A 24,829-nucleotide genomic window follows, 5' to 3' on the forward strand; every position below is an offset into this window, starting at 1 on the left:
ATTGTGGTTTTATCAACAATTCCATTTCATAATGGCCCTGTTAAACAGGGCTGTTGATTTTCGTTCCAGGCGCTTCGCTTTCCCCGGGCTGGCGCTGAGCCTCCTCGTCGCTTTGCTCCTGCGGGGTCTCACCTGACCAGCTGCGCCCGCAGGACACTGAATAGCTTCCTCGAATGGACCCACGCACGAAGAAAATGCGTTAGCATTTTCGAGGAGTCTTCGCGCCTTCCACTACAATCAACAGGTTTAAAAAACAACATTGGGCTTTAACAGAGCCTTCATAATAAAAAAGGCACCCGATCAAACAGGTGCAAAAAGGTTACTTTATAACGGCAAAAGCAATTTGATTCCAAACGCCAGCAAAATGCTGCCGCCAAGCGCTACACTATATGTACCAAGCCAGCCCTGCACTTTCCGCCCAACCAGCAAGCCCGCCCATGTCAGTACCATTGCCGCTACACCAAAGCACACAAGCACCAGTGCTGTTCTTGCGCCATAAATGCCAAGCGTAAGTCCAACAGAGAAGCTATCAAGGCTGACGCTTAAGGCAAAAATAAATAAACCTTTCCCCACCGGAGAGATCAGACTTACCTCATCCTCTTTAAAGCTTGACCAAATCATCTGCACTCCTAGCAAAATCAACAGAAAACCGCCGATGTAACCAGCAATCGCCCCGAACTGATCGGATAAAAACCTGCCCGCAACCATTCCCAGCAACGGCATCCACACATGGAAAAATCCGATGGTGACGCCAATTTTAAAGATATGCCTTTTTGTGAGTCTAAACATGCCCATTCCGAGACCTACCGAAAAAGCATCCATTCCCAGTGCAAATGCCATCAATATCAGTGTGAATAATTCTCCAGCCATTGCTGCCATGTCTTCGCCCCCTCGGACTTGCTAATTCAGCATATGCACGTCCAAATGGTTTTAGAAGCATGGATTATGGGATTAGAATGCGGTTAATCCTTTGCAAAGGTCACTGTGGTAAAAGAAAAAAGATAGACAGAGCGCCTCACATGTTTAGTCTATTTATCTATAATCGGCAAGCCTGATGCTTTGGAAAGCCTGTTCATGACCGCCTGGCCAACGCCATGCTCTGGAAAGACTTCACCATAAATGATATCAAGATCTTCTCGGTTAAAAGCACGCAGCGTATCATACAGTGCGCCCGCTACTGTTTCCAGCTTGCTTCGTTCACCGCAGGCAATGACTACATTCGCATCATAGAAATCTTTGTTTTCTAGAGTCGTCATGACTCCCACCTTCAAGCCTTCGTTCCGTTTCTCCTGAACGAGCTGCTGGATTTGTGCACTTGTTCCATTTACAAGGTAAAAAGGAGCGTTCGGCGCATAGTGGCGATATTTCATGCCTGGAGCTTTCGGAGCCTGATCCGCATCCTTTAGCGCAGGATCGACGCTTACCTCACCGATTACTTCCTCCAATTGTTCCCTTGTCACACCGCCTGGCCTTAAAATGACCGGAACCTCTGCCGTACAGTCGATGACCGTGGACTCGACCCCTACACCTGTAGCGCCTCCATCAACAATTCCTGCTATCCTTCCAGTTAGATCATCCGCAACATGGGCAGCCGTTGTAGGACTTGGCTTCCCTGATAAGTTTGCGCTCGGAGCAGCCAGCGGCAAGCCTGATGCTTCTATCAATGCAAGAGCAACTGGATGGTCAGGCATTCTGACCGCTACCGTCTGAAGGCCTGCTGTCGCTTTTTCAGACAGCGCTCCCGATTTCTGTTCTAAAATGATAGTCAGCGGTCCTGGCCAAAAGGCATCCATCAACGACTTCGCTTTTTCTGGTACAGCCTTTATAAAGGAATGAACTTGTTCCCTGTCAGATATATGAACAATCAACGGGTTATCCCCAGGCCTTCCTTTTGCTTCAAATATTTTTAGTACTGCATCGTCACTTTTGGCATTGCCGCCTAATCCGTAAACCGTCTCTGTCGGAAAAGCGACAACTTCATTTGACCTGAGTTTTCGTGCTGCTTCTATGATTTGTGGATATGTTTTTAAATTATCCACATTCTTATCCACTGTCCACATTTTTGTTTCCATGTACATCCACCTTTTGCTTCTGGGTCTTCTTTCCCCTATACTAGTCCATTAATCCTTGCTAGTTAACCATATTTCTATGAAAGTATAAAAGAAGAAGAAGACGAACACAAGTTTTTATCCACAAATTGTGTATAAAACTAAGGATTCAGTGGATAACTTTTTGGATATATCCACAATTTACAGAATAATTTTCATAATTGCTGAGTTATCCACAGTTAAGACCTGTTTTAAATGATTTTTTTCTAAAAGAGCTTCCGGAAGATCTGATTTGTTGACCATTTCAAAACCTATGCTGCCAAAGAAAGAAACCGCACTCATTTTATTTGTTACAAGATAAAGGGCTTCAAGCTCCTGTTTTTTTGCTGTAAGGAAAGCTCTCTTAAAAAGAAGCATCAAGTCAGGCTGAGCGATTTGCGGAGAAACGACAAAAGAACGCAGCAAGCCCGCCCTTTCAACCGGCTCTACTCCTAGACACGCCTTCAGTTCCCCCTCCATATTCTCCATCAGCGAAAAATTTTCAATAGCCTCATTCAATCCTTCCGCACTTACACCTGCTTCTGTTAAAAATGCTTCCAATCTAGGGAGGTCCTCTTTATTTGCACTTTTAATTTGCCATGTCATTTCCTTCACCTCAAAAATTAAGATTCTACTTAATGAATATGAGAGATTTGAAAAAGTAGAACCTTCTCAAGATGAGAGAATTATTAAAAGCACCGTAAATCCATCTTATAAAGAGGCTATTTTCATATATTTTGTTGCTAATAATCAGTTATTGCTTACAAACATTCCCGTTAAAAACAACAATCTTTTAGGAACAGCCTATAAAAAACATGGCAGCCACCATTTTGGAATGATAGCTGCCATGCCTTTGAGGTCTTGGTATTAGTCTTGGTCTATTCTTAAGTCTTCGTCAACTCGTGGTCTTTTTAAACCGGATGATTAATCGTTGTTGTTACGTGAACGGGAGTTTCCGCCTTTTTCGCCAATTTCTTTGTAGAAGTCTTCTCCATGATTTTCAGAAGTTGCTTCGCCACCCTTGCGGCCAATCTCCTGGTAGAAGTCCTTGTCGTGATTTTCAGAAGTTGCTTCTCCGCCTTTGCGGCCGATTTCCTGGTAGAAGTCGCTGTCATGGCTTTCAGCAGTAGCCTCGCCGCCTTTGCGGCCAATTTCCTGATAGAAGTCTTTATCGTGATTATTGGAAGTTGCTTCTCCGCCTTTACGGCCGATTTCCTGATAGAAGTCGCTGCCATGGTTCTGGCTTGTCGCTTCGCCGCCCATGCGTCCTCGTTCTTCACGTGACATTTTACCATTATCATTGTTGTTATTGTTTCTAGCCATTTTACTCATCCTCCTTGAAATCTGTTTTGTTGTTACACTCCTTGAATATCCGCTTAAGCCTCCTCTAAAACCACTGACAAAGGAATGTAATAAGCTTGTTTAAGAGATGTAATATTTTTGGGAATTATCCCGGGATTCTTTCCTCAACTTCCATCTATTTCTTCTAGAAGATGGATATAGTTACCTAGCTTCCCATAGTGAAAAATTCATAATTGAGTGATTTAGGTCACTCTTCCATAATGAGTGATTGGTTATAATAAGCTTACATAAATGAAAACCCTTCTCATAATTCAATGAAGGGTTGATTGGGGGTACGGTATGGAAATCAAAACAATTTATGATCAGATAGGCGGAGAGGAATCAATCCGCAAAATCGTTGACACGTTTTATCCAAAAGTGTACGAAAACGATGAGCTAAGTCCTTTGTTCGAAGGAGATATCAATGAAATTAAAAGGAAGCAGTGGATGTTCCTGACTCAATTGACTGGCGGCGGTGCATTATACAGCGAGGAATTTGGACCGCCAAATATGAGAGCAAGGCATATGCCATTTGAAATTACTCCTGTTCGCGCTCAGGCGTGGTTAAAGCTCATGCACGAAACACTGACCGAAACAGGTTTGATTGAAACGGACGGCGGCAAAGCTCTGTTTGAACGCTTAGGCCATATCGCGCCAATTATGGTCAACAGTCAGTAATGTGACATGGCCCGATAGAATCAAAAAATTCTCCATACACAACCAAACCGGAGGGATTAACGATGGAAAAACAATCATTAACAGATTACCAGGAATTCAGCGAGGAACGCTTTACAAAAAGAATCGTATTTAAAAAAGGTGAAAGTACTGTTTTCCTATTAAATTTTATGCCAGGGCAGGAACTGCCAAAACACACGCATCCCGGCACGGAAGTATTTATTTTAACAATGCAGGGCGAAGGAACATTCACCATTGACGGGTCCGAAATGAAAGCAGCCGCCAACGACACGATCCATGTTACAGGATCCGAAGAACTATCCTATAAAAATACCGGAGCTGAGCCAGTCACCCTCTATGTCATGCTGAACAAAATTCCTGATGAGCGATTTGCACAAAATATCTAAAATGGACGCCTGGGGATATAATTCTCCAGGCGTTTTTATTTCTTAAAAATAAAAAATCCACCCCGCAGCAGCAGGGTGAACCATTTTATCCAAAAATCCTGTTCCAAATCTCAACCAGGAAGAATGTAACTTCTACTTCTTCTTCCTCGCCATCCTCATAGACTAGCTTCTTGTCTTCTTTTTCGTTATTCAACTTCTTTTCGCCGCCAGCTTTTGCATCCTTCTTAGATTTCTTATTACCATCTGCTTGTGACTTCTCTTCTTCGCTGTCTAACTTCACATCACCTTTTATATCTTTCCCATCGAATCCTTCGCTTGTAGCCTCGCCATTTGAAAAATCAAGGAAGCATAGCGGCGGGTAAAGGACGCACCACCAGTTTGCGCCCTCCCCTTTGCCCAGTGTAATCAGGATTGCTTCGTACTCACCTGCGGGATAAAGGAATTGACCGTAAAGCTTTGTTGGGAATTGGACTTTATCAAACTCTGTTTTTACAGAATGTGTTGACCCTTCTGATTTCACTACATTTTCAGCGATTGCCTGGATTTCCGGCAGCTTCGACTTGATCACATTCCTTGCATCATTCAAAGATGTTAAATCCTTGACCCACTTTGTAATCTCCTTATTGACCTCATCACGGACAAGTCTTTTGATTGCCTGGTCCTTTTCCAAGTCGCTGTCGGCAAGAATCCTCAGCCTGATCGCCTCATTCGGAATGACCGTGGCTTCCTGCGCTGTCACTTCATTTTTCGGGCTATATAAACTTAAAATTGTACCTGCACATAATAAGAGAATGTATAAGATTGCTGCTGATTTTTTTGTCATCATCTTTCGCACCGCCCCTTCACTAGTCACAGTGTGGACAGATTGATAGATTCTTAAACTAGTAATTTGGAAATAACGAGTTTTTTTAAATTTTTTATGAGAAGCAGCAGGAAAAGACACCGGAGCCTAAACAAAATGCGATAAATTGCTTTATACGAAAGAAACAATCTCTGCAAAAACAGCCTGATGATAAAAAATGCACTTTAAATTGACGGCAATTCCTCCTGATTTCGTTTTTATAGCGAATTTTATGTTTTTATAGCGAAAAACAAAATTTAATAGCGAAATCTTCAATATTATAGCGAAAATTTAAACTTTATAGCGAAATTTTCTTTTTTATCGCGAACTGGAAATTCGCTCTGATTTTTTCCAATTTTTCAAGCCTTAAAGACACAGGGCATAGCAAATAACCTCGCTTGTACAAGCGAGGTTCCATTTAGATGATTTCCGCAAACACCATTCGGTCTTTGCCGTTTATATCGAAAACAATTTCTACATGTGCGTTTGGGAATGTTTTTTGCAAAAGAGCGGCGACTGCTTCCCCTTGCCCTGCTCCTATTTCGAATCCGATAAGCGCCTTCTCTTTTATTACCAGCGGCAGCTCGTCCATGAACCTGCGGTAAAGGTCCAGTCCGTCTTCACCTGCAAACAGGGCCATATGCGGCTCATGTTCGGTTACAATGTCTGACATCCATTCCTGATCAGCAATCGGGATATACGGCGGATTTGAAATCACCGCATCCCTTCTCTTCCCTTGTAAAATAAGCGGCTGCAGCAAATCTCCATGGATAAACTCAATTTCCGCTCCCAAAGTGTCAGCATTCTTCCGAGCAACCCCCAGAGCATCGGCAGAAAGATCGATCGCCGTCACCTTCAGGGCAGGTTTTTCAAGCTTCAAGGTAACGGAAATGGCACCACTGCCTGTCCCGACATCCACAAGTTCAACAGGATGGCCAGCTGGAAAAAGCTTTTCAAGACGCTTCAAAGTTCCATAAACAAGCTCTTCTGTTTCCGGACGGGGAATAAGGACATGCTCATTGACTTCAAAGCGGTGGCCATAAAATTCCTCAGAACCGATTATATATTGAATGGGTTCACCATGAGCATGCCTTTTAACCGCTCCTTGAAAAAGACCCCACACATCGGCGTCCAGCTCATCACGCATCATCGCCAGCATCAAAGTACGGGAGAGACCTGAAAAGTGCCGAAGCAAAAGCTCACCTGCATACTCCTCACGACTATGTTCCTTTAAAAAAGAAGAAGCCCAATTGAGGGCTTCAAATATTTTCACGCTGTGATTACTCATTGTTTGCACTCTCAAGCCTTTGAGACTGGTCTTCCATGATCAATGCTTCGATGATTTCATCCAGCTTCCCCTGAAGAATCTGGTCAAGCTTTTGGATCGTCAAGCCGATGCGGTGATCGGTAACACGGTTTTGCGGGAAGTTGTAGGTACGGATACGCTCAGAACGGTCTCCTGTTCCAACTGCTGATTTACGAACCTGGTCGTATTCAGCCTGTGCTTCCTGCTGGAACTTGTCATAGACACGGGCACGAAGAACCTTCATCGCCTTGTCTTTGTTTTTATGCTGTGATTTTTCATCCTGGCATGATACAACGATTCCTGTTGGAATATGTGTCAAACGAACAGCTGACATCGTCGTGTTAACAGACTGTCCGCCTGCACCGCTGGATGCGAACGCATCGAAACGGATATCTTTATCATGCAGTTCAATTTCAACTTCTTCCGCTTCCGGAAGGCATGCCACCGTAGCAGTGGAAGTATGGATCCGTCCGCCTGATTCCGTTTCCGGAACACGCTGAACACGGTGAGCGCCATTTTCGAACTTCAATTTTGAAAAAGCGCCATTTCCATTTATCATGAAGATAATTTCCTTGAAGCCGCCAACCCCAGTTGTGCTGGCATCAATCACTTCCGTTTTCCAGCCCTGCGTTTCAGCAAAACGGCTGTACATCCTGTAAAGGTCACCAGCAAACAGAGCAGCCTCATCGCCACCCGCTGCCCCGCGGATTTCCATGATAACGTTCTTGTCATCATTAGGGTCTTTAGGAATAAGAAGAAGTTTAATGCGGGCTTCAAGCTCTTCAATACGTGGTTCAAGCTCAGAAATTTCTTCCTTTACCATGTCACGCATTTCCGCATCAAGCTTTTCCTCTAGCATTGCTTTAGCGTCAGTCAATTGTTCTTTAACTTCTTTATATTCACGGTAAGCCATGACAGTTTCCTGGATATCAGACTGTTCCTTTGAAAACTCGCGAAGTTTCTTGGAATCATTGACAATTTCCGGGTCACTTAATAGCTCATTTAATCTTTCATAACGATCCTCAACTGCTTGAAGACGATCAAACACGGTCATTCACCTCTATTTTAATATCCTGATTAGGATCAATCGATATCATTAAAGTTGTTTTCGCACCTAATGTCGATTTATAGTATTTTCAATCGTAATGCTCTTTTACAAAACGGGACTTCACTAGAAACCAACATGCTGCAAAAAGAGCTCATAACATTCTAATTATAGTATAGGTGAAAACCCCAGTCAAAGCCATTCTGCTGGATATGGACTTTTATGAAGTGATTTAACCCGTACATTCTTGCATATTTAGCACAATTACTTAAAAGCTAACGAACTTATGTATATGTAAAAAGCATGCCCTGAACGGAGCATGCTTAAGCCAATTTTACTCAATATCCACATTGATTTCATAACGCGGCAAGGCTTTCGTCAGGTTTTTTTGAAGCGAGTTCTCGGCGTTCGCCCGTTCCTTTTTGGATAGCCGATCCCCCGGGTGGGCAGTTACATTCATGGTACCACCATTGATCCAAATCGACCCGGGCTCAAAGCCTTGAGCAGAAATCACTTCTTTTGCTTTTTGAACATCCTGGGAAAAATTATGGCGATTCTGATTATCGGTATTTGGCAGGTTCGGGTTTTGGTCGCCCATGGTCATGTCATTGTCTTGATTCTTTGTAAAATTTGGTCCATCTCCGCCGCGAACGCCATTATCATTCGTTGTGAGGTCTTGTCCAGCGGTATCTTGGTTTTTGTCGTATGTCGATTCTGTGTTATCCTGGCCGCAGCCCGAAACGATTGCCATTCCGAAAATAAGCATCATCAATATTCTTTTCATATTATGGCACCTCCCAACGTTATGTTGCCCAAATGATGGAGGAAGATGCTTTGAAAATTAGAAAATGAATCAGGTTTCCAGCCCTTACCGGCTGTTAACACAAAGGCTCTGTTAAACAAGACTGTTGATTTTCGTTCCAGGCGCTTCGCTTTCCACGGGGCTGGCGCTGAGCCTCCTCGTCGCTTCGCTCCTGCGGGGTCTCACCTGACCAGCTGCGCCCGTAGGAGTCTACGCGCCTTCCACTACAATCAACAGGGTTTAAAATCAACATTCTGCTTTAACAGAGCCAACACAAAAAAGCCCACCCAACTCTCCAGGGCGGACTTATAAAAACCAAATTATGATAAGCTTTCTGTTATTTTTTCAACTTTCAGCTCGTTTGGTGATTTCGGCACTTCATGATGGTGCCTGCAGCGCGGTTCATATGCTTCGGATGCCCCAACGAGAATGATGGGATCATCATAAGAGGCTGGCTTGTCGTTGATCAGACGCTGCGTCCGGCTTGCTGGTGAACCGCAAACGGCACAAACCGCCTGAAGCTTGGTCACATTTTCGGCAACAGCCATTAACGCTGGCATCTGGCCAAATGGCTCTCCGCGGAAATCCTGGTCAAGGCCTGCAACGATCACTCGATATCCACTGTCTGCAAGATGCTGGACAACCTGAACGACTTCATTGTCAAAAAACTGTACTTCGTCAATAGCAATCACATCGATATCAGGGTTGATATGGTGGAAAATATCTGTAGAGTTGGCAATAGGCAATGCTGTAACAGCCGTTCCGTTGTGCGATACAACCGATTCTTCGCTGTAGCGGTTATCGATTTTCGGCTTAAAAACGGCAATGTTCTGCTTGGCAAACTGTGTTCTGCGCACTCGGCGGATCAACTCTTCCGATTTCCCAGAAAACATGCTGCCGCAAATCAATTCGATCCAACCGCTTTGTTTCATTACGTACATGGTCGGCCTCTCCTTCCTCGCTGGTTCAATTTCTGCATTTATTAGTTTAGATATTCATGTATTTAAAAGGCTAACCTTTTTTCAGCTTTTTCCATTATAACAAAAAAAAGTGCTAAATCCAGACTGAAAAAAGAAGTTCATTAAATTAAAATTTTTATAAAATCTATTTGTTATGTACCCGAGTACATCAAAATAAAGACAATAAAAAACAGGCAAGTCACAAAGCTTCTTGCCTGTTTTTTGAATTCGAATATTACTGTTGTTGGTCGTTCTTAAGGCCGTACTTCTTGTTGAAGCGGTCAACACGTCCGCCAGCTTCAGCAAACTTTTGACGTCCAGTATAGAAAGGATGGCACTCAGAGCAAGTTTCAACGCGAATCTCGTTCTTTACAGAACCAGTTTCAAATTCGTTTCCACATGCGCAAGTCACCTTAACTGTCTTGTAATTTGGATGAATTCCTGATTTCATTCTTTTCATCTCCTTCCGCCCTGAATCATATCCGAAACAGAGTTATAAATGACAGCAAATATAGTACTTGCTGTTTTTGTAAAAACACACTGTACTCAGTATAACAAGTACGTTTATTTTTTTCAAGCTTGTTTTACTTTCCATAAAAAGGGATATGCGATACAAACTAGGCTGTGGATTTCCGTTCCAGGCGCTTCGCTTTCCGCGGGGCTGGCGCTGATCCTCCTCGTCGCTTCGCTCCTGCGGGGTCTCACCTGTCCAGCTGCGCCCGCAGGACACTGAATAGCTTCCTCGAATCTGCCCACGCACGATGGAAATGCGTTAGCATTTTCGGAGGAGTCTTCGCGCCTAGAACGAAGGTCAACTGGTGCTAACACTCGATACGTCCTACATTACAGCCAAAAATTAAATTACTGCCGCTTTGCATTCCCCTTCATTTCCTCGCCAAGGACAGCAAAGAAATCTTCATTCGATTTGGATTGCCTTAATTTACGCAGGAATTTTTCTGCGAAATCAGGGGAATCTGACATTGACTTGCGGATTGCCCATAGCTTATCAAGGTGATCCTTCGGAATAAGCAGTTCTTCCTTACGAGTTCCAGACCTGCGGATATCGATTGCCGGGAAGATTCTTCTTTCTGCAAGTGAACGGTCAAGATGAAGCTCCATGTTACCTGTTCCCTTGAACTCTTCATAAATGACATCGTCCATGCGTGAGCCCGTATCGACAAGCGCCGTTGCAAGGATCGTCAAGCTGCCGCCTTCTTCGATATTACGTGCGGCACCGAAAAAGCGCTTTGGACGGTGGAACGCTGCCGGGTCAATACCACCTGAAAGGGTACGTCCGCTTGGCGGGATTACTAGGTTATACGCACGAGCAAGGCGTGTGATGCTGTCCATCAGGATGATAACATCACGCTTGTGTTCAACGAGACGCATCGCCCTTTCAAGCACAAGCTCTGCAACCTTGATGTGGTTTTCAGGAACCTCATCAAAAGTGGAGCTGACAACGTCGCCAGCTACTGATCTCTCAATATCTGTTACCTCTTCAGGACGCTCATCAATCAACAGAACAATCAGTTCTGCTTCAGGATGGTTCGTCGTGATGCTGTTGGCGATTTCTTTTATCAGCATCGTTTTACCAGCCTTTGGCGGAGCAACGATCAATCCGCGTTGTCCAAAGCCGACAGGCGCAAGGACATCCATGATTCTTGTCGAAACCTTGTTATGGGTTGTCTCCAATTTCATCTGGCGGTCAGGATATAATGGCGTGAGTCCAGGGAAGTGTACCCTTTCCTTGGCAGATTCCGGGTCATCGCCATTCACTGCTTCTACCTGAAGTAAACCAAAATAGCGTTCATTTTCCTTAGGTGGACGTACTTTTCCGGATACTTTATCGCCGTTTCTTAAATCAAAGCGGCGAATCTGCGAAGCTGAAATATAAATGTCCTCGGAGCTTGGCGAATAGTTGATCGGACGCAAGAAACCGAAGCCTTCCGATTGGATGATCTCCAGGACGCCTTCCATGAAGAAATAACCCTGCTGCTCGGCACGTGCTTTTAGGATGGCAAAAATCAGTTCCTTTTTTGACAATTTGCTGTAGTAAGAAACTTTATATTCCTTTGCAAGTTCATACAGCTCTTTTAATTTCATATTTTCTAAGCTTGAAATATTAACTTCCATAATGTCACCACGCCTTAAAATATTTCGTTTTCCTCCATAAAAAATAAAAAAGAATTTAGATTTTAAAAGATATGGATGGAAAAAGAAGAAATGAGTTTCCCTTGAAGGTTGTAAGAAGGAATTAATGAAGACTTTCTTTTGAATAAAGATGTGCTCTTGACGTTAAGTTATTGTTTACTTCCCCGAACTTTGTCCGTTTTTTTACGAAAAGAGCCTGGATGCAAGCAGTTTTTCGAAGTAAAAACAATTTTCATTTTACCCTTAATCAGGAAAAATAATCAATATATTTTTAAACTAGCTCCATTAATCATAGATTCGGATTAATGGAGCTAGATTGAAAGGGTTTGCAATCATGGACGAAAAATGGTTATTTCATCACAAAATGAGGCTTATGCTGCAGGCTGTGCTTGCCTTCAATGAAACGGACTGTGCCTGATTTTGCACGCATTACGACTGAATGTGTGGAGCCATAAGAGCCTTTGAACTGAACACCCTTCAGCAATTCGCCGTCGGTTACGCCTGTTGCAGCAAAGATCGCGTCATCTCCGCGCACAAAATCTTCCATGAGAAGAATTTTATTCACATCGATGCCCATCTTCTTGCATCGCTCTAGTTCGGCATCATTTTGCGGAAGCAATTTCCCCTGGATCTCTCCGCCCAGACTTTTCAGTGCTACTGCAGCAATAACGCCTTCAGGTGCGCCGCCTGAACCAAACAGGATGTCAACGCCTGTAAAATCAAACGCTGTATTGATTGCGCCGGCTACATCACCATCGTTGATGAGCTTGATCCTTGCCCCTGCATCTCGAAGCTGGGCAATGATATGCTCATGGCGAGGACGATTTAACACAGTTGCCACGACATCTTCTATGTCTTTATTTTTCGCTTTTGCGACTGCCTTCAGGTTATCAAGAACGGAAGCATTTATATCAACCATCCCTACTGCTTCTGGTCCAACCGCAAGTTTTTCCATATACATGTCAGGAGCATGCAGCAAGTTGCCGTTATCCGCTACTGCAAGAACTGCTAGTGCATTCCAGCCGCCTGATGCGACAATATTTGTTCCTTCCAACGGATCAACAGCTACATCCAAACGCGGACCATAGCCTGTCCCAAGTTTTTCACCGATATACAGCATCGGTGCTTCGTCCATTTCCCCTTCACCGATTACGACCGTGCCTTTCATCGGAATCGTGTCAAAAACATCTCTCATTGCTGAAGTGGCAGCATCATCAGCCTCGTCTTTTTTACCACGGCCCATCCAGCGGGCTGAAGCAAGCGCCGCTGCTTCGGTTACGCGGACAAGCTCCATCGTTAAGCTACGTTCCATCGGATCCTCCCCTAATCATAAAGCGCTAATGCCCTTCTGAAAATGTCTAGCTCCAGCACCTGGGTCCTCCTGTCATAAGACGTCTCCACCATTCAGCAAGACACATCTTAAGCCTGCGGTACTTGCACAGGAAGGATTGACGTCGATCTCGCCACAGGATGCGGCGAGATTGTCGACGGCCAAATATGCTATACTTTTTCGCTTTTAGATAGGCATTAGTACTACTTTTTGTATTGTACAACTCCATTGTACTATACTTTTTATGATTTTTTTATCTCTTCTTGCTCTTCAGACGTCATATCTTCACGCCAAATTGTGGCACCCAAGCCATTCAGCTTTTCTACGATATGGCTGTAGCCGCGGTCGATATGGTCGACTCCTGTGATTTCCGTAACACCTTCAGCCATCAAACCGGCGATGACCAGGGCTGCGCCGGCGCGAAGGTCGCTGGCTTTCACCTTTGCTCCCTGAAGCTTAACAGGTCCACTGATGATGGCCGATCTGCCCTCTACTTTTATGTTGGCGTTCATTCTTCTAAGCTCATCGATATGCTTGAAGCGAGCGCCGTATATTGTATCGGTCACAACACTCGAACCCTCCGCTCTTGTCAGTAAAGAAGTAAAAGGCTGTTGCAGATCGGTTGGGAAACCTGGATAAACAAGGGTTTTAATGTCTACTGGTTTATATTTATCGGCTGGACCAACAAAAATTTGCTCATCACTCGCCTCAATCTGAACTCCCATTTCCTTCAGCTTCGCAACGAGAGATTCAATGTGCTGAGGAATGACATTGTCAATCAGCACACCTTCACCGATCGCCGCACCAAGAATCAGGTATGTGCCCGCCTCGATCCGGTCAGGAATGATCGTGTGGCGGCAGCCATGCAGCTCGTCTACGCCATCGATACGGATGACATCTGTACCCGCACCTTTAATTTTTGCTCCCATATTCGTGAGCAATGTCGCTACATCAATGATTTCCGGCTCTTTTGCCGCATTTTCAATGACGGTACGGCCCTTTGCACGTACAGCTGCAAGCATGATATTGATTGTTGCCCCTACGCTGACAACATCTAAATAAATCCTTGCACCACGAAGCTCGTCCGCTCGCAGGTAAATGGCACCCTGCTCATTCGTGACACTTGCTCCAAGTGCTTCGAAACCTTTTATATGCTGATCAATCGGCCTAGGTCCCAAATGACATCCGCCAGGAAGGCCAATGACAGCCTTTTTGAAACGACCAAGCATTGCTCCCATCAGGTAGTACGATGCTCGCAGCTTTTTCACTTTTCCATTCGGCAAAGGCATGGAAATCATGGAAGACGGGTCAACCGTCATTTCATTGTTCGCGAACTCAACTGAACCGCCGATTTCCTCCATCAAATCTTTTAGCATATGAACATCGGAAATATCCGGCAAACCTTCAATGGTAACCGGCGATTCTGCTAAAATCGTCGCGGGGATCAAGGCTACTGCACTATTCTTGGCACCGCTGATCCGAACAGTTCCTTTTAATGGATAACCGCCTGCAATCTTAAGCTTTTCCATTTTTGACTCCCTTCTAAGCCGTGATATGTCAAGGTCAAGCTGGAGAAGCAAACAATGTGTCAGCTAAGACCGATTTAGGCTCGTCTATAATTAAAATTAACTCCGGAGTTATGAGGTACATTTTTCCAACAAATATAGTCAGATTCCGGCAGTTTTCTATTCCTCTAGTTTACACGATATTCCCAAAATCATGTAATAAAATGCAAAAAACTTCAAATTGGGTAAAAGTTCCTAAATCACTAATTAATACTCAAAAACCAACACTTTAACGCTTTAAACTATCGGGGGTCTGACCCCCGATGCGGTAGTGCGATAAAGTGGTGGCTTAGCCTCGGGAATTCCAGTCTTTTAAGAAGGCTTCGATTCCTTTGTCTGTTAGCGGGTGATTGAACATTTGCTGGATGACTTTGTAAGGCACGGTTGAGATGTGCGCTCCTCGCAATGCTGCATCCGTGACGTGCTGTGGATGGCGGATGGAAGCGGCAATGATTTCCGTTTCGATTCCGTGGATTGTGAAGATATCGGCGATCGTTGAAATCAAGTCAAGACCATTGTGCCCGATGTCATCCAGTCTTCCGAGGAATGGGGAAACGTATGTAGCTCCTGCTCTTGCTGCAAGCAATGCCTGGTTCGCACTGAAAACGAGTGTTACGTTCGTTTTGATTCCCTCTTTTGAGAACACAGAAACTGCCTTCAGGCCTTCTGGAGTCATAGGTACCTTAACTGTAATGTTTGGAGCGATCGCCGCAAGCTCCTTGCCCTCTTTGATCATTCCTTCTGCATCAAGCGCGATTACTTCTGCACTTACAGAACCAGGCACAAGCTCAGTGATTTCCTTCAAGCGGTCTTCAAAAGTAACATTCTTTTCCTTTGCTACAAGGGAAGGATTCGTTGTTACACCTGATAGAATTCCCAGTGCATAGGCCTCGCGAATTTCTTCCATATTGGCAGTATCGATAAAAAACTTCATTTGTAAACGCCTCCAGTCGACAAAATTTTCAATCACATTAAAATGGAATAAAACCGCCTTATAGTAAGGCGGTTTTAATTATAACAGAATTTATGGCTTTTACGCTTTGTTAGAAGAACCGAATTCGCGCATTTTGCCGATAACCGTTTCTTTGATAGCGTCGCGAGCAGGTCCAAGATATTTACGTGGATCGTACTCTTCCGGCTTAGCAGCAAGAGTTTCACGAACTGCTTTAGCAGAAGCGATTTGGTTTTCAGTGTTAACGTTGATTTTAGCTGTTCCAAAAGAGATGGACTTCTGGATATCTTTTGTAGGGATTCCAGTTCCGCCGTGCAATACTAATGGTACACCAGCAGTTTTGTTGATTTCTTCCATTTCTTTGAAACCAAGGTTTGGTTCACCTTTGTAAGGTCCGTGAACAGAACCAAGTGCAGGAGCAAGGCAATCAATGCCAGTACGCTTAACAAGCTCTTCACACTCTTTAGGGTCAGCATAGATAACGCCAGCCGCAACTACGTCATCTTCCTGTCCGCCAACTACTCCAAGTTCAGCTTCAACAGAAACTCCTTTTGAATGAGCGTATTCAACCACTTTAGAAGTGATTTCAACGTTCTCTTCGAAAGGACCGTGAGATGCGTCGATCATAACAGATGTGAATCCAGCGTCGATTGCTTCTTTACATTTGTCGAAGCTTGAACCGTGGTCCAGGTGAATGGCAACAGGAACTGTGATTTTGTAGTCCTCAAGCAAACCTTCTACCATTTTCACAACCGTTTTGAAGCCACCCATGTAACGTGCAGCACCTTCAGAAACACCAAGGATAACTGGTGATTTCTCAGCTTCTGCAGCTTGAAGAATCGCTTGAGTGAACTCAAGGTTATTTAAGTTGAATTGCCCAACAGCGTAGCCTTCCGCATTCGCTTTTTTCAGCATTTCAGTCATTGAAACTAATGGCATTGTTTTTCCTCCTTCGATATGATCATCTTCATTTTGACTATGCTACCATTTTAAAGGTTTTCCTTCTCTGCATTTGTTTATGTACCCGAGAAAGGTTTCGCCAAAACGAATCTGATCCTGTGGAATTCATATGTATCATACCAAAAGAAATTCAGAAATGCCATTGTTCCACCCTTGTTTTTGCAAGTGTCATAAAAATGCTATAAAGCAAACGCTGCCAATAATTTGATTAATCTGTTAAATTTCAATCCTACTCAAAAAATTCCATTTTTATGAAATAAGCTCTGTTAAACAAGGCAGATATTTTCGTTCCTGGCGCTTCGCTTTCCACTTCAATCAACAGGGTGGTAAAATCAACTTTCAGCTTTACCAGAGCCATGAAATAAAAAAGTCCATCTTGATAGCTTCAAGAGGGACTTCACTATGTATAAATGCAGGTTTTTCTCTTACACAAATTACCGAAATTTTTTATGAAACTGTTTGCGAGTATTTTTTCACAGCTGCGCGGATATCATCGATATCAAACGGCTTTGCAAAATGAGTGAGTGCTCCTAGATCCATTGCTTCCTGAATCATATCCAGTTCCCCGTACGCAGTCATGATGATGACACGAATGTCCGGCTCGATGACCTTCATTCTCTTAAGAATTTCAATTCCATCCATGCCCGGAATCTTCATATCCAATAGGACAAGGTCGGGTGGATGCTTTTTAACGATATCCAGAGCCTGGACGCCATTTGCAGCCTGATACGTTTGATAACCTTCTTTTTGCAGCACTTCATTAAGTAGAATTCTGATGCCAAACTGGTCGTCAACAATAAGTATTTTTTCTTTCATGCCGCCTTTTCCCCCTAATAAGTCTTTTAGACAAATTTCAACTCTTTTGCGAATAGTGCTGTGTGCAAAATGCTAGCGAAAATAGTCATTATTTTAGATGTTGGTCCAGGAAACGCTCTTCGTTTATCCCCAATTACATATTTCGTTAAGAATATTGAAATTCCTGCCATATTTTCAAAGTTATTTTTCGACAGGACCTTTTACCTTCTCATTGTAGTCCTATATAATCAATATTGGCAAAAACGGAGGTGCTTGTATGTTAAAAATGTTTTCGACACAGCTAACTGGATTATTTAAAAGACTGCAAGAAAAGGAAGAATATTCAATTGAAGATGGCGCACGCCTGCTGGCACAGGCTGCAGCTGGTCAGGGTAAAATCTATCTTTACGGAACACTTGAAATGCAGGCGATCGGACTTGAGGCGGTTTACGGAGAGGAACCATTGCAAACTGCCGCTATTTTAACAAATGAAATTGAATTGGAAGCAGCTGACCGCGTCTTGATCGTAAGCCGTTTTGCGAATGATCCAGAAGCGTTGGAAATTGCCCGCAATATGCAGCAAAAAGGAATCCCCTTTGTGGCAATCTCAACAGTTCGCGGAGAAACGGATGGAGAAGGGCTTGATACCTTGGCAGACGTGCATATCGATTTGCGGATGACAAAGGGTTTGCTGCCGGATGAATCAGGAAACAGAGTTGCCTACCCAACATCCATGGCCGCCCTGTTTATCTATTTTGGGCTGAAGTTCACGATTGAGGAGATATTGGAGGAGTACTAGTTACTTTTTTGTTGGTGAAGGGTTCAACTGGTGAAATAATTGTTTCAACTGGTGAAAAACGAAGCAACTGGTGAAATATGAACTCCAACTGGTGAAATACGAACTCCAACTGGTGAAATACGATTCAACAAGAATACTAGCTTCTGCAACAGTTGATTGGTATCCGAAGGCAATCATATTATGGGGTAGGATTTCATCGCTTTTTCCCGTGTGTTACTTTGATCAACTGGGGTTAATTCCTTTCCAACTGGTATTATATTCATCGCAACTGGTATTAAATAAATTTCAACTGGTATTAAATTAAAGCCAATTGGTATTATATTCGTCACAACTGGTATTAAAATCGATTTTAGCCTTTTCCAGCTACAAATCGAAATGGTTGCATCGAGTATTAAGACATAATCCATCATATATCCCAAAACAACAAATAAAGCCGGTACATTCCCCTTATTTCGAGGGGAGAATGTACCGGCTTTTTGTATATTTCACCCAAAATTATCGACGAGATTTGATTGATGCTTCAATAAAGTCTCTGAATAATGGCTGCGGGCGAGTTGGTCTTGATGTGAATTCCGGGTGGAATTGGGACGCCAGGAACCATGGGTGATCTTTTAATTCGATGATTTCGACCAGGCGGCCGTCTGGGCTTGTACCAGAGAATAGGAAGCCTGCTTTTTCCATTGCCTGACGATATTCATTGTTGAATTCGTAACGATGGCGGTGGCGCTCATAAATGACTTCATCCTGGTAAGCAGCGTATGCCTTTGTATCTTCATCAAGCTTACATGGATATAATCCAAGACGAAGTGTTCCGCCTAGGTCTTCGATATCCTTCTGCTCAGGAAGAAGGTCGATGATTGGATATGGCGTGCTTGGCATGATTTCTGCAGAGTGAGCATCCTTAAGCCCAAGAACATTGCGGGCAAATTCAACAGATGCGAGCTGCATGCCAAGGCAGATTCCGAAGAATGGAACTTTGTTCTCGCGTGCGTATTGCGTAGCAAGGATTTTCCCTTCGATTCCTCGATCGCCGAAGCCGCCAGGAACAAGGATTCCGTCCACATCGTCAAGCAGTTCAACGACATTTTCAGCTGTTACTTCTTCAGAGTTAACCCATTTGATTTCAATATCGCTGTCAAATGCATAGCCAGCATGCTTTAATGATTCAACAACAGAAATGTACGCATCTTGAAGCTCAACATATTTACCTACAAGAGCGATTCTTGTTTTACCAGAAAGGTTTGTCACCTTTTCAACAAGTGCGTTCCACTCTGTCATATCGGCTTCGCCGCAATCTAGCTTGAAGTGGTCGCAGACAAGCTGGTCCATCTTCTGTTCCTGCAGTGCCAATGGGATCGAGTAAAGAGTATCTGCATCAGCTGCTTCAATAACAGCGTCCTTATCGATGTCACAGAAAAGAGCGATCTTGTCTTTCATATCCTGTGAAATCGGCATTTCTGTTCGAAGAACGATGATGTTTGGCTGAATGCCAAGACTGCGCAATTCTTTTACGCTGTGCTGAGTCGGTTTTGTTTTCATCTCGCCTGCAGCTTTGATGTAAGGTACCAAAGTACAATGGACGTACATGACATTGTCGCGGCCAACATCATTTTTAATCTGGCGGATCGCTTCAAGGAACGGCAATGATTCGATGTCCCCTACAGTACCGCCGATTTCAGTGATAACCACATCTGCGCCTGTTTCTTTACCGGCACGGAAAACACGGTCCTTGATTTCATTTGTGATGTGCGGAATAACCTGAACTGTTCCGCCAAGGTAATCGCCGCGGCGTTCCTTTTTAAGAACCGTTGAATAGATTTTTCCAGTTGTTACGTTGGAATACTTATTCAGATTGATATCGATGAAACGCTCATAGTGGCCAAGGTCCAAATCCGTTTCAGCACCATCGTCTGTAACGAATACTTCACCATGCTGATAAGGGCTCATTGTCCCAGGATCCACGTTAATGTATGGATCGAATTTCTGGATTGTCACGTTCATGCCCCTATTTTTCAGCAATCTGCCAAGGGATGCTGCTGTGATTCCTTTTCCAAGTGACGAAACTACGCCGCCCGTAACAAAAATATACTTTGCCATAATGTAATCCCCCTCATCAAACAGTTTGTACAATATGCACCTGTTTAATTGATTTATTAATAAATTTTTTACTTCTACGATGTGGCTCATTTGCTGCTATTTTCCGTCCATGAGCCATTCTCCGGGGAAAATAAAAAAAACGCCCCGCATACAAAGTATGGGGAGCGTTTTGTCGCTGTTTTAAATAATCGTCCTTTTTTAAGGAGCCCAAAAAGTATTCTACAGCCGGTCATACTAAAAGTCAAGCCGTGAATTATAGATCTTCGTCATCCTCTAAATCTTCATCTTCAAGAGGAAGATCTTCTTCTTCTTCGTCGTCCAGCAATTCATCGTCATCGTCGAAGTCTTCAGTGTCTTCGATTTCATCGTCAATGTCGTCATCATCATCATCGTCGTCAAGTAAATCATCGTCTTCATCTTCGTCATCGAATTCGTCGACATCATCGTAGTCAAGTTCTTCCTCATCGATTTCGTCGAAGTCGTCGAGATCATCCTCATCAACTGCTTTCTTCGACTTTTTCTTCTTAGGCTTAACTGTAGTGACATTGTCCTCTTCCATTTGGTCAACAGGGTACCAAACACGCAGTCCCCAACGGGATTCTCCCTGTGACATGAATCGGCCATCTATGTTTAAATCTGTATAGAACTGAACCATTTTTTCAGTAACATCTGCTTTGCTCAGTTCAAGTACCTTTGTAATTTCATCCATTAATTCTTTGAATGTAACGGCTTGCTTCTTCTCTTTTAATAATTCGAATGCAGCTTCAATCAAAGACATTTCTTGAAGCTCTTCTTTTGAGTATTGTTTTAGACTCAACCTTCGCACTTCCTTTCTCTATTCCAGGCCTTACCCGGCCTTGCGTCCGAAAACAAGGAAATTATCCCAGAATGCATATTCTACATTATAAACAAATTACAAACCTTTATGCTAGTTTTATCTGTCGTTTCTATCGCTTTTTTCGCTTTCTATCCCAGCCTCTTGATGAAGGGTACGCTGGTTCTTCTTTTTTTCGATAGCTGGGTATAAGCCAGGTAAAAGAAAAAGATTGAGAGAAGAAAAAAAGGTATGGCACCGAGCTGACGCTGATATAGATAGTATGTGGCTGCAGCTGCTGTAGCTGCTCCTGCTGTAAGCAATACCAATCTCAATTCATTCACATCCTGCACTAGGTCGTATGTACCAACTCTAGTTGAGTTGCTTGTTTCTATTGCTCTGATTTCGTCTTCGAAATGAGCCTATAGTTAGATTATATAAGATATGATGGAAAAATGTATGTAAAAGTTTTATAAAATCATTTTTCTGCAATCGACTTAATCGTGAAGAAATGCAGGAATGGCTTATAGTAAGCCTACAAGCCATCCTGTAATTGTGTCATATTTTTCTAGTTGTGTCCTACCTTTATTCACAAACTGCCCTTTTTTTAAACATGAGATGTTGCCACTTTTCCGGAAAATTTACATATTTCTGCGGAACTGGCCGCCTACTTCATAGAGTGCTCTTGTGATTTGGCCAAGGCTTGCATATTTCACCGTCTCCATCAGCTCAGCAAAAATATTGCCGCCGCTGACTGCCGCTTCCTTCAAGCGTTTTAGTCCTTCTTCAGAATGATCCTTGTTCATACCCTTGAATGCTTCAAGATTGCGGATCTGTGTTTCTTTTTCTTCAGTCGTCGCTCTTGCAAGCTCCATGTTGTCGACTTCTTCTTCAGATGGAGGATTCGGATTCAGGTAAGTGTTCACACCGATTATCGGCAGTTCTCCAGAATGCTTCTTCATTTCATAATGCATGGATTCATCCTGGATTTTTCCGCGCTGGTACTGTGTTTCCATTGCGCCAAGCACGCCGCCGCGGTCATTGATCCGTTCGAACTCCTGAAGCACTGCTTCCTCTACCAAATCAGTCAACTCTTCAATGATGAATGCACCTTGCAGCGGATTTTCGTTTTTCGTCAATCCATGCTCCTTTGTGATGATCATCTGGATCGCCATCGCTCTGCGCACTGATTCCTCGGTAGGCGTCGTGATTGCCTCATCATACGCATTTGTATGAAGCGAGTTGCAGTTATCATGCAGTGCCATCAATGCCTGAAGCGTTGTCCGGATATCGTTGAAGTCGATCTCCTGTGCGTGCAGCGAACGGCCTGAAGTCTGGATATGGTACTTCAGCTTCTGGCTGCGTTCATTCGCTCCGTACTTGTTTTTCATCACAGTTGCCCAGATGCGGCGGGCAACACGGCCAATCACGGAATACTCAGGGTCAAGGCCATTCGAAAAGAAGAAGCTCAAGTTTGGTGCGAAGTCATCGATCTTCATTCCTCTGCTCAAATAGTACTCAACATATGTGAAGCCATTCGACAGCGTGAATGCCAACTGGGAAATCGGGTTCGCACCTGCTTCTGCAATATGATAGCCGGAAATCGAAACAGAATAGTAGTTTCGAACCTTTTCATCGATAAAATACTGCTGGATATCGCCCATCATCCGCAATGCGAATTCAGTGGAGAAAATGCACGTATTTTGTCCCTGGTCTTCTTTTAAAATATCAGCCTGCACAGTGCCGCGGACCGTTTGCAGCGTCATTTCTTTAATCTGGGCAAACTCTTCATCATTAAGCGTGCGGCCAAGCTCGGCTTCCTTCTTTCCCACCTGCTGTTCAATCGCAGTGTTCATGAACATTGCTAAAATGATCGGTGCAGGGCCGTTGATTGTCATCGATACAGATGTCGATGGATGGCAAAGGTCAAAGCCTGCATACAGCTTCTTCATGTCATCAAGCGTACATACGCTGACCCCGCTCTCGCCAACCTTACCGTAAATATCAGGTCGGTAATCAGGATCTTCCCCGTACAGGGTGACTGAATCAAAGGCTGTGCTCAATCGCTTGGCATTGTCATCTTTGGACAGGTAATGGAAACGGCGGTTTGTTCTTTCCGGCGTTCCTTCCCCAGCGAACTGGCGCTTTGGATCCTCGCCTTCTCGCTTGAACGGGAACACTCCTGCTGTATAAGGGAAGCTGCCCGGTACATTCTCAAGATATACCCAGCGTAAAATCTCGCCATAATCCTTGTATTTTGGCAATGCTACCTTTGGAATCATCAGTCCGGACAGGCTCTTCGTCTTCAATTCCGTGACGATTTCCTTGTCACGGATTTTCGTCACGAATTTGTCAGCACTATATTTTCCCTTCAATGCTTCCCAGTTTTCGATGATATTTTTTGATACAGGAGTCAGCTTTTTCACAAGCTCTTCCTTCAATACTTCAAGGGATTGAAGGACTTCGCTGAATGTCCCGCTTTCTTTTACCGCTTCCATTGTTCCTTCGATCTGGAACAATCTGCGTGCAAGCTCAGCCTGTTCTGATGCATGCTTATGGTAGCCGCGGACCGTCTCGGAAATCTCTCTCAAGTAATAACGGCGGTCGTTTGGAATGATGATGTTTTGCTTTTCAACCTTTGCATTTTTTGAAAAAGTTGTCGTCCAGTTCGTGCCCGCTTTTTCATTGATTTTATTGATCAAGTTAGCAAACAAAGCATTTGTGCCTGGATCGTTAAACTGGCTGGCAATCGTGCCGTATACAGGCATTTCATCCAGGTCTTTTTCCCATAGCAGATGGCTGCGCTGGTACTGCTTCTGCACCTGACGCTTCGCATCCTCAGAGCCCTTGCGCTCGAATTTGTTGATGACAATTAAGTCAGCGTAATCGATCATATCGATTTTCTCCAGCTGTGAAGGTGCCCCGAATTCACTCGTCATGATATACATTGAAACATCGCACACTTCTGTTATTCCAGCGTCTCCCTGCCCGATACCGCTTGTTTCAACGATAACGAGGTCAAAGCCTGCTGCTTTTACAACGTCGATTGCATCTTTAATCGCAAGCGATAGCTCGGATTTTGATTTCCTTGTCGCAAGGCTTCGCATATAAACACGTGGAGAGAAAATCGCGTTCATACGGATTCGGTCGCCAAGCAGCGCCCCGCCTGTCTTTTGCTTTGTCGGATCTACAGATAAAATCGCTACGCGTTTTTCAGGAATTTCATTGATGAAGCGTCTGATCAATTCGTCCGTCAGCGAGCTTTTTCCCGCGCCGCCAGTACCTGTGATACCAACTACAGGAACGGACTTCGTCATCGTCTTCACTTTTTCCATTAAGCTTTCCACTGCCGCAGCTGTTTCTTTTTCAGTGCCTACCTGCTGCTCCGCAAGCGTAATCAGCTTCGCAACAGCATTAGGGTCACCTGACTCAAGCTTTTCGATTTCCTCGACACCTTCTGCAGTCACTGTCGGGAAATCGCATTCTTTGATCATTTGCTCGATCATGCCATTAAGGCCATACTTCCTGCCATCTTCCGGAGAAAAAATGCGCGCGATCCCGTATTCATGCAGCTCTTTTATTTCCCGAGGAATGATGACTCCGCCGCCACCGCCATAAATTCTGATGTGGCCAGCACCTTTTTCCTTTAAAAGATCATACATGTATTTAAAATATTCCACGTGCCCGCCCTGGTAGGAAGAAATCGCAATCCCCTGTGCATCCTCCTGGATAGCGGCATTCACAACCTCTTCTACGGAACGGTTATGCCCGAGGTGGATGACCTCAGCACCGAGTGATTGTAGAATCCTTCTCATGATATTGATTGAGGCATCATGGCCGTCAAATAAACTTGAAGCTGTCACAAAGCGAATATGATTTTTTGGCTTATACGTTTCCGGCATA

The 24,829-nt window shown here is 44.0% G+C and carries 23 protein-coding genes; 3 read left to right on the forward strand and 20 right to left on the reverse strand.

Annotation, left to right across the window (positions count from 1 at the left end):
- Positions 1 to 324: 324 nt before the first annotated feature.
- The 4 genes from AABM38_RS23115 to AABM38_RS23130 all read right to left on the reverse strand — a co-directional run bounded on the left by AABM38_RS23115 (position 325) and on the right by AABM38_RS23130 (position 3,410).
- Positions 325 to 879: a manganese efflux pump MntP family protein gene (locus AABM38_RS23115; protein WP_423408484.1), complete on the reverse strand. Its 555-nt coding sequence runs from the start codon at positions 877 to 879 to the stop codon at positions 325 to 327.
- 149 nt (positions 880 to 1,028) lie between these two features.
- A complete protein-coding gene (locus AABM38_RS23120) occupies positions 1,029 to 2,072 on the reverse strand; it encodes an L-threonylcarbamoyladenylate synthase (RefSeq protein ID WP_423408485.1) in 1,044 nt (347 codons plus the stop codon).
- 177 nt (positions 2,073 to 2,249) lie between these two features.
- Entirely contained in the window at positions 2,250 to 2,693 is a 444-nt protein-coding gene (locus AABM38_RS23125; RefSeq protein WP_423408486.1) for a GNAT family N-acetyltransferase, read from the reverse strand.
- A gap of 318 nt (positions 2,694 to 3,011) precedes the next feature.
- Positions 3,012 to 3,410: a KGG domain-containing protein gene (locus AABM38_RS23130; RefSeq protein WP_335377298.1), complete on the reverse strand. Its 399-nt coding sequence runs from the start codon at positions 3,408 to 3,410 to the stop codon at positions 3,012 to 3,014.
- Between the two features lie 318 nt (positions 3,411 to 3,728).
- Between AABM38_RS23130 and AABM38_RS23135 the strand changes: the two genes are divergently transcribed.
- Both AABM38_RS23135 and AABM38_RS23140 read left to right on the forward strand, forming a co-directional pair.
- Positions 3,729 to 4,106: a globin gene (locus AABM38_RS23135; protein WP_423408487.1), complete on the forward strand. Its 378-nt coding sequence runs from the start codon at positions 3,729 to 3,731 to the stop codon at positions 4,104 to 4,106.
- A 62-nt stretch (positions 4,107 to 4,168) separates the two neighbouring features.
- Positions 4,169 to 4,510, forward strand: coding sequence for a cupin domain-containing protein (locus AABM38_RS23140; protein ID WP_423408488.1), 342 nt, complete (start codon positions 4,169 to 4,171; stop codon positions 4,508 to 4,510).
- An 85-nt stretch (positions 4,511 to 4,595) separates the two neighbouring features.
- Here AABM38_RS23140 and spoIIR read toward each other — a convergent pair whose 3' ends face one another.
- The 12 genes from spoIIR to AABM38_RS23200 form a co-directional block, all read right to left on the reverse strand.
- Positions 4,596 to 5,333, reverse strand: a complete 738-nt coding sequence (gene spoIIR, locus AABM38_RS23145; RefSeq protein ID WP_423410824.1) for a stage II sporulation protein R — start codon at positions 5,331 to 5,333, stop codon at positions 4,596 to 4,598.
- 436 nt (positions 5,334 to 5,769) lie between these two features.
- Complete coding sequence (gene prmC, locus AABM38_RS23150) at positions 5,770 to 6,639, reverse strand: peptide chain release factor N(5)-glutamine methyltransferase (RefSeq protein ID WP_423408489.1); 870 nt, start codon at positions 6,637 to 6,639, stop codon at positions 5,770 to 5,772.
- Entirely contained in the window at positions 6,632 to 7,705 is a 1,074-nt protein-coding gene (prfA, locus tag AABM38_RS23155; protein WP_423408490.1) for a peptide chain release factor 1, read from the reverse strand. The genes prmC and prfA overlap by 8 nt, the downstream gene beginning before the upstream one ends.
- A gap of 331 nt (positions 7,706 to 8,036) precedes the next feature.
- Positions 8,037 to 8,486, reverse strand: a complete 450-nt coding sequence (locus AABM38_RS23160) for a hypothetical protein (protein WP_423408491.1) — start codon at positions 8,484 to 8,486, stop codon at positions 8,037 to 8,039.
- A gap of 338 nt (positions 8,487 to 8,824) precedes the next feature.
- Positions 8,825 to 9,445: a thymidine kinase gene (locus tag AABM38_RS23165; RefSeq protein WP_423408492.1), complete on the reverse strand. Its 621-nt coding sequence runs from the start codon at positions 9,443 to 9,445 to the stop codon at positions 8,825 to 8,827.
- Positions 9,446 to 9,698: 253 nt separating this feature from the next.
- On the reverse strand, positions 9,699 to 9,914 hold the full coding sequence (gene rpmE / locus AABM38_RS23170; RefSeq protein ID WP_335377290.1) for a 50S ribosomal protein L31: 216 nt from the start codon (positions 9,912 to 9,914) through the stop codon (positions 9,699 to 9,701).
- Between the two features lie 410 nt (positions 9,915 to 10,324).
- The gene (gene rho / locus AABM38_RS23175; protein WP_125480145.1) at positions 10,325 to 11,596 is read right to left on the reverse strand and encodes a transcription termination factor Rho; all 1,272 of its coding nucleotides are present in this window, start codon (positions 11,594 to 11,596) and stop codon (positions 10,325 to 10,327) included.
- A gap of 367 nt (positions 11,597 to 11,963) precedes the next feature.
- On the reverse strand, positions 11,964 to 12,926 hold the full coding sequence (glpX, locus tag AABM38_RS23180; protein WP_423408493.1) for a class II fructose-bisphosphatase: 963 nt from the start codon (positions 12,924 to 12,926) through the stop codon (positions 11,964 to 11,966).
- A 260-nt stretch (positions 12,927 to 13,186) separates the two neighbouring features.
- A complete protein-coding gene (locus tag AABM38_RS23185) occupies positions 13,187 to 14,473 on the reverse strand; it encodes a UDP-N-acetylglucosamine 1-carboxyvinyltransferase (RefSeq protein WP_335377288.1) in 1,287 nt (428 codons plus the stop codon).
- 325 nt (positions 14,474 to 14,798) lie between these two features.
- Positions 14,799 to 15,443, reverse strand: coding sequence for a fructose-6-phosphate aldolase (gene fsa, locus AABM38_RS23190; protein WP_335428344.1), 645 nt, complete (start codon positions 15,441 to 15,443; stop codon positions 14,799 to 14,801).
- Between the two features lie 99 nt (positions 15,444 to 15,542).
- Entirely contained in the window at positions 15,543 to 16,400 is an 858-nt protein-coding gene (locus AABM38_RS23195) for a class II fructose-bisphosphate aldolase (RefSeq protein ID WP_423408494.1), read from the reverse strand.
- A gap of 468 nt (positions 16,401 to 16,868) precedes the next feature.
- Complete coding sequence (locus AABM38_RS23200; protein ID WP_207501374.1) at positions 16,869 to 17,237, reverse strand: response regulator; 369 nt, start codon at positions 17,235 to 17,237, stop codon at positions 16,869 to 16,871.
- Between the two features lie 256 nt (positions 17,238 to 17,493).
- On the opposite strand from AABM38_RS23200, the gene AABM38_RS23205 reads away from it, so the two are divergent.
- Positions 17,494 to 18,015, forward strand: a complete 522-nt coding sequence (locus tag AABM38_RS23205; RefSeq protein ID WP_423408495.1) for a DUF2529 domain-containing protein — start codon at positions 17,494 to 17,496, stop codon at positions 18,013 to 18,015.
- A gap of 495 nt (positions 18,016 to 18,510) precedes the next feature.
- Here the strand turns inward: AABM38_RS23205 and AABM38_RS23210 are convergent, their stop codons facing one another.
- The 4 genes from AABM38_RS23210 to icmF form a co-directional block, all read right to left on the reverse strand.
- Entirely contained in the window at positions 18,511 to 20,112 is a 1,602-nt protein-coding gene (locus tag AABM38_RS23210) for a CTP synthase (RefSeq protein WP_423408496.1), read from the reverse strand.
- 253 nt (positions 20,113 to 20,365) lie between these two features.
- Positions 20,366 to 20,929 carry a DNA-directed RNA polymerase subunit delta gene (rpoE, locus tag AABM38_RS23215; RefSeq protein WP_423408497.1) on the reverse strand — a complete coding sequence of 188 codons (564 nt, stop codon included), beginning with the start codon at positions 20,927 to 20,929 and terminating at the stop codon, positions 20,366 to 20,368.
- 149 nt (positions 20,930 to 21,078) lie between these two features.
- Positions 21,079 to 21,261: a hypothetical protein gene (locus AABM38_RS23220; RefSeq protein ID WP_423408498.1), complete on the reverse strand. Its 183-nt coding sequence runs from the start codon at positions 21,259 to 21,261 to the stop codon at positions 21,079 to 21,081.
- Positions 21,262 to 21,567: 306 nt separating this feature from the next.
- On the reverse strand, positions 21,568 to 24,828 hold the full coding sequence (gene icmF / locus AABM38_RS23225) for a fused isobutyryl-CoA mutase/GTPase IcmF (protein ID WP_423410825.1): 3,261 nt from the start codon (positions 24,826 to 24,828) through the stop codon (positions 21,568 to 21,570).
- Between the last annotated feature and the right edge of the window lies 1 nt (position 24,829).

The sequence above is a fragment of the Heyndrickxia sp. MSNUG genome (genome assembly GCF_049532715.1).
Classification (GTDB): domain Bacteria; phylum Bacillota; class Bacilli; order Bacillales; family Cytobacillaceae; genus Mesobacillus.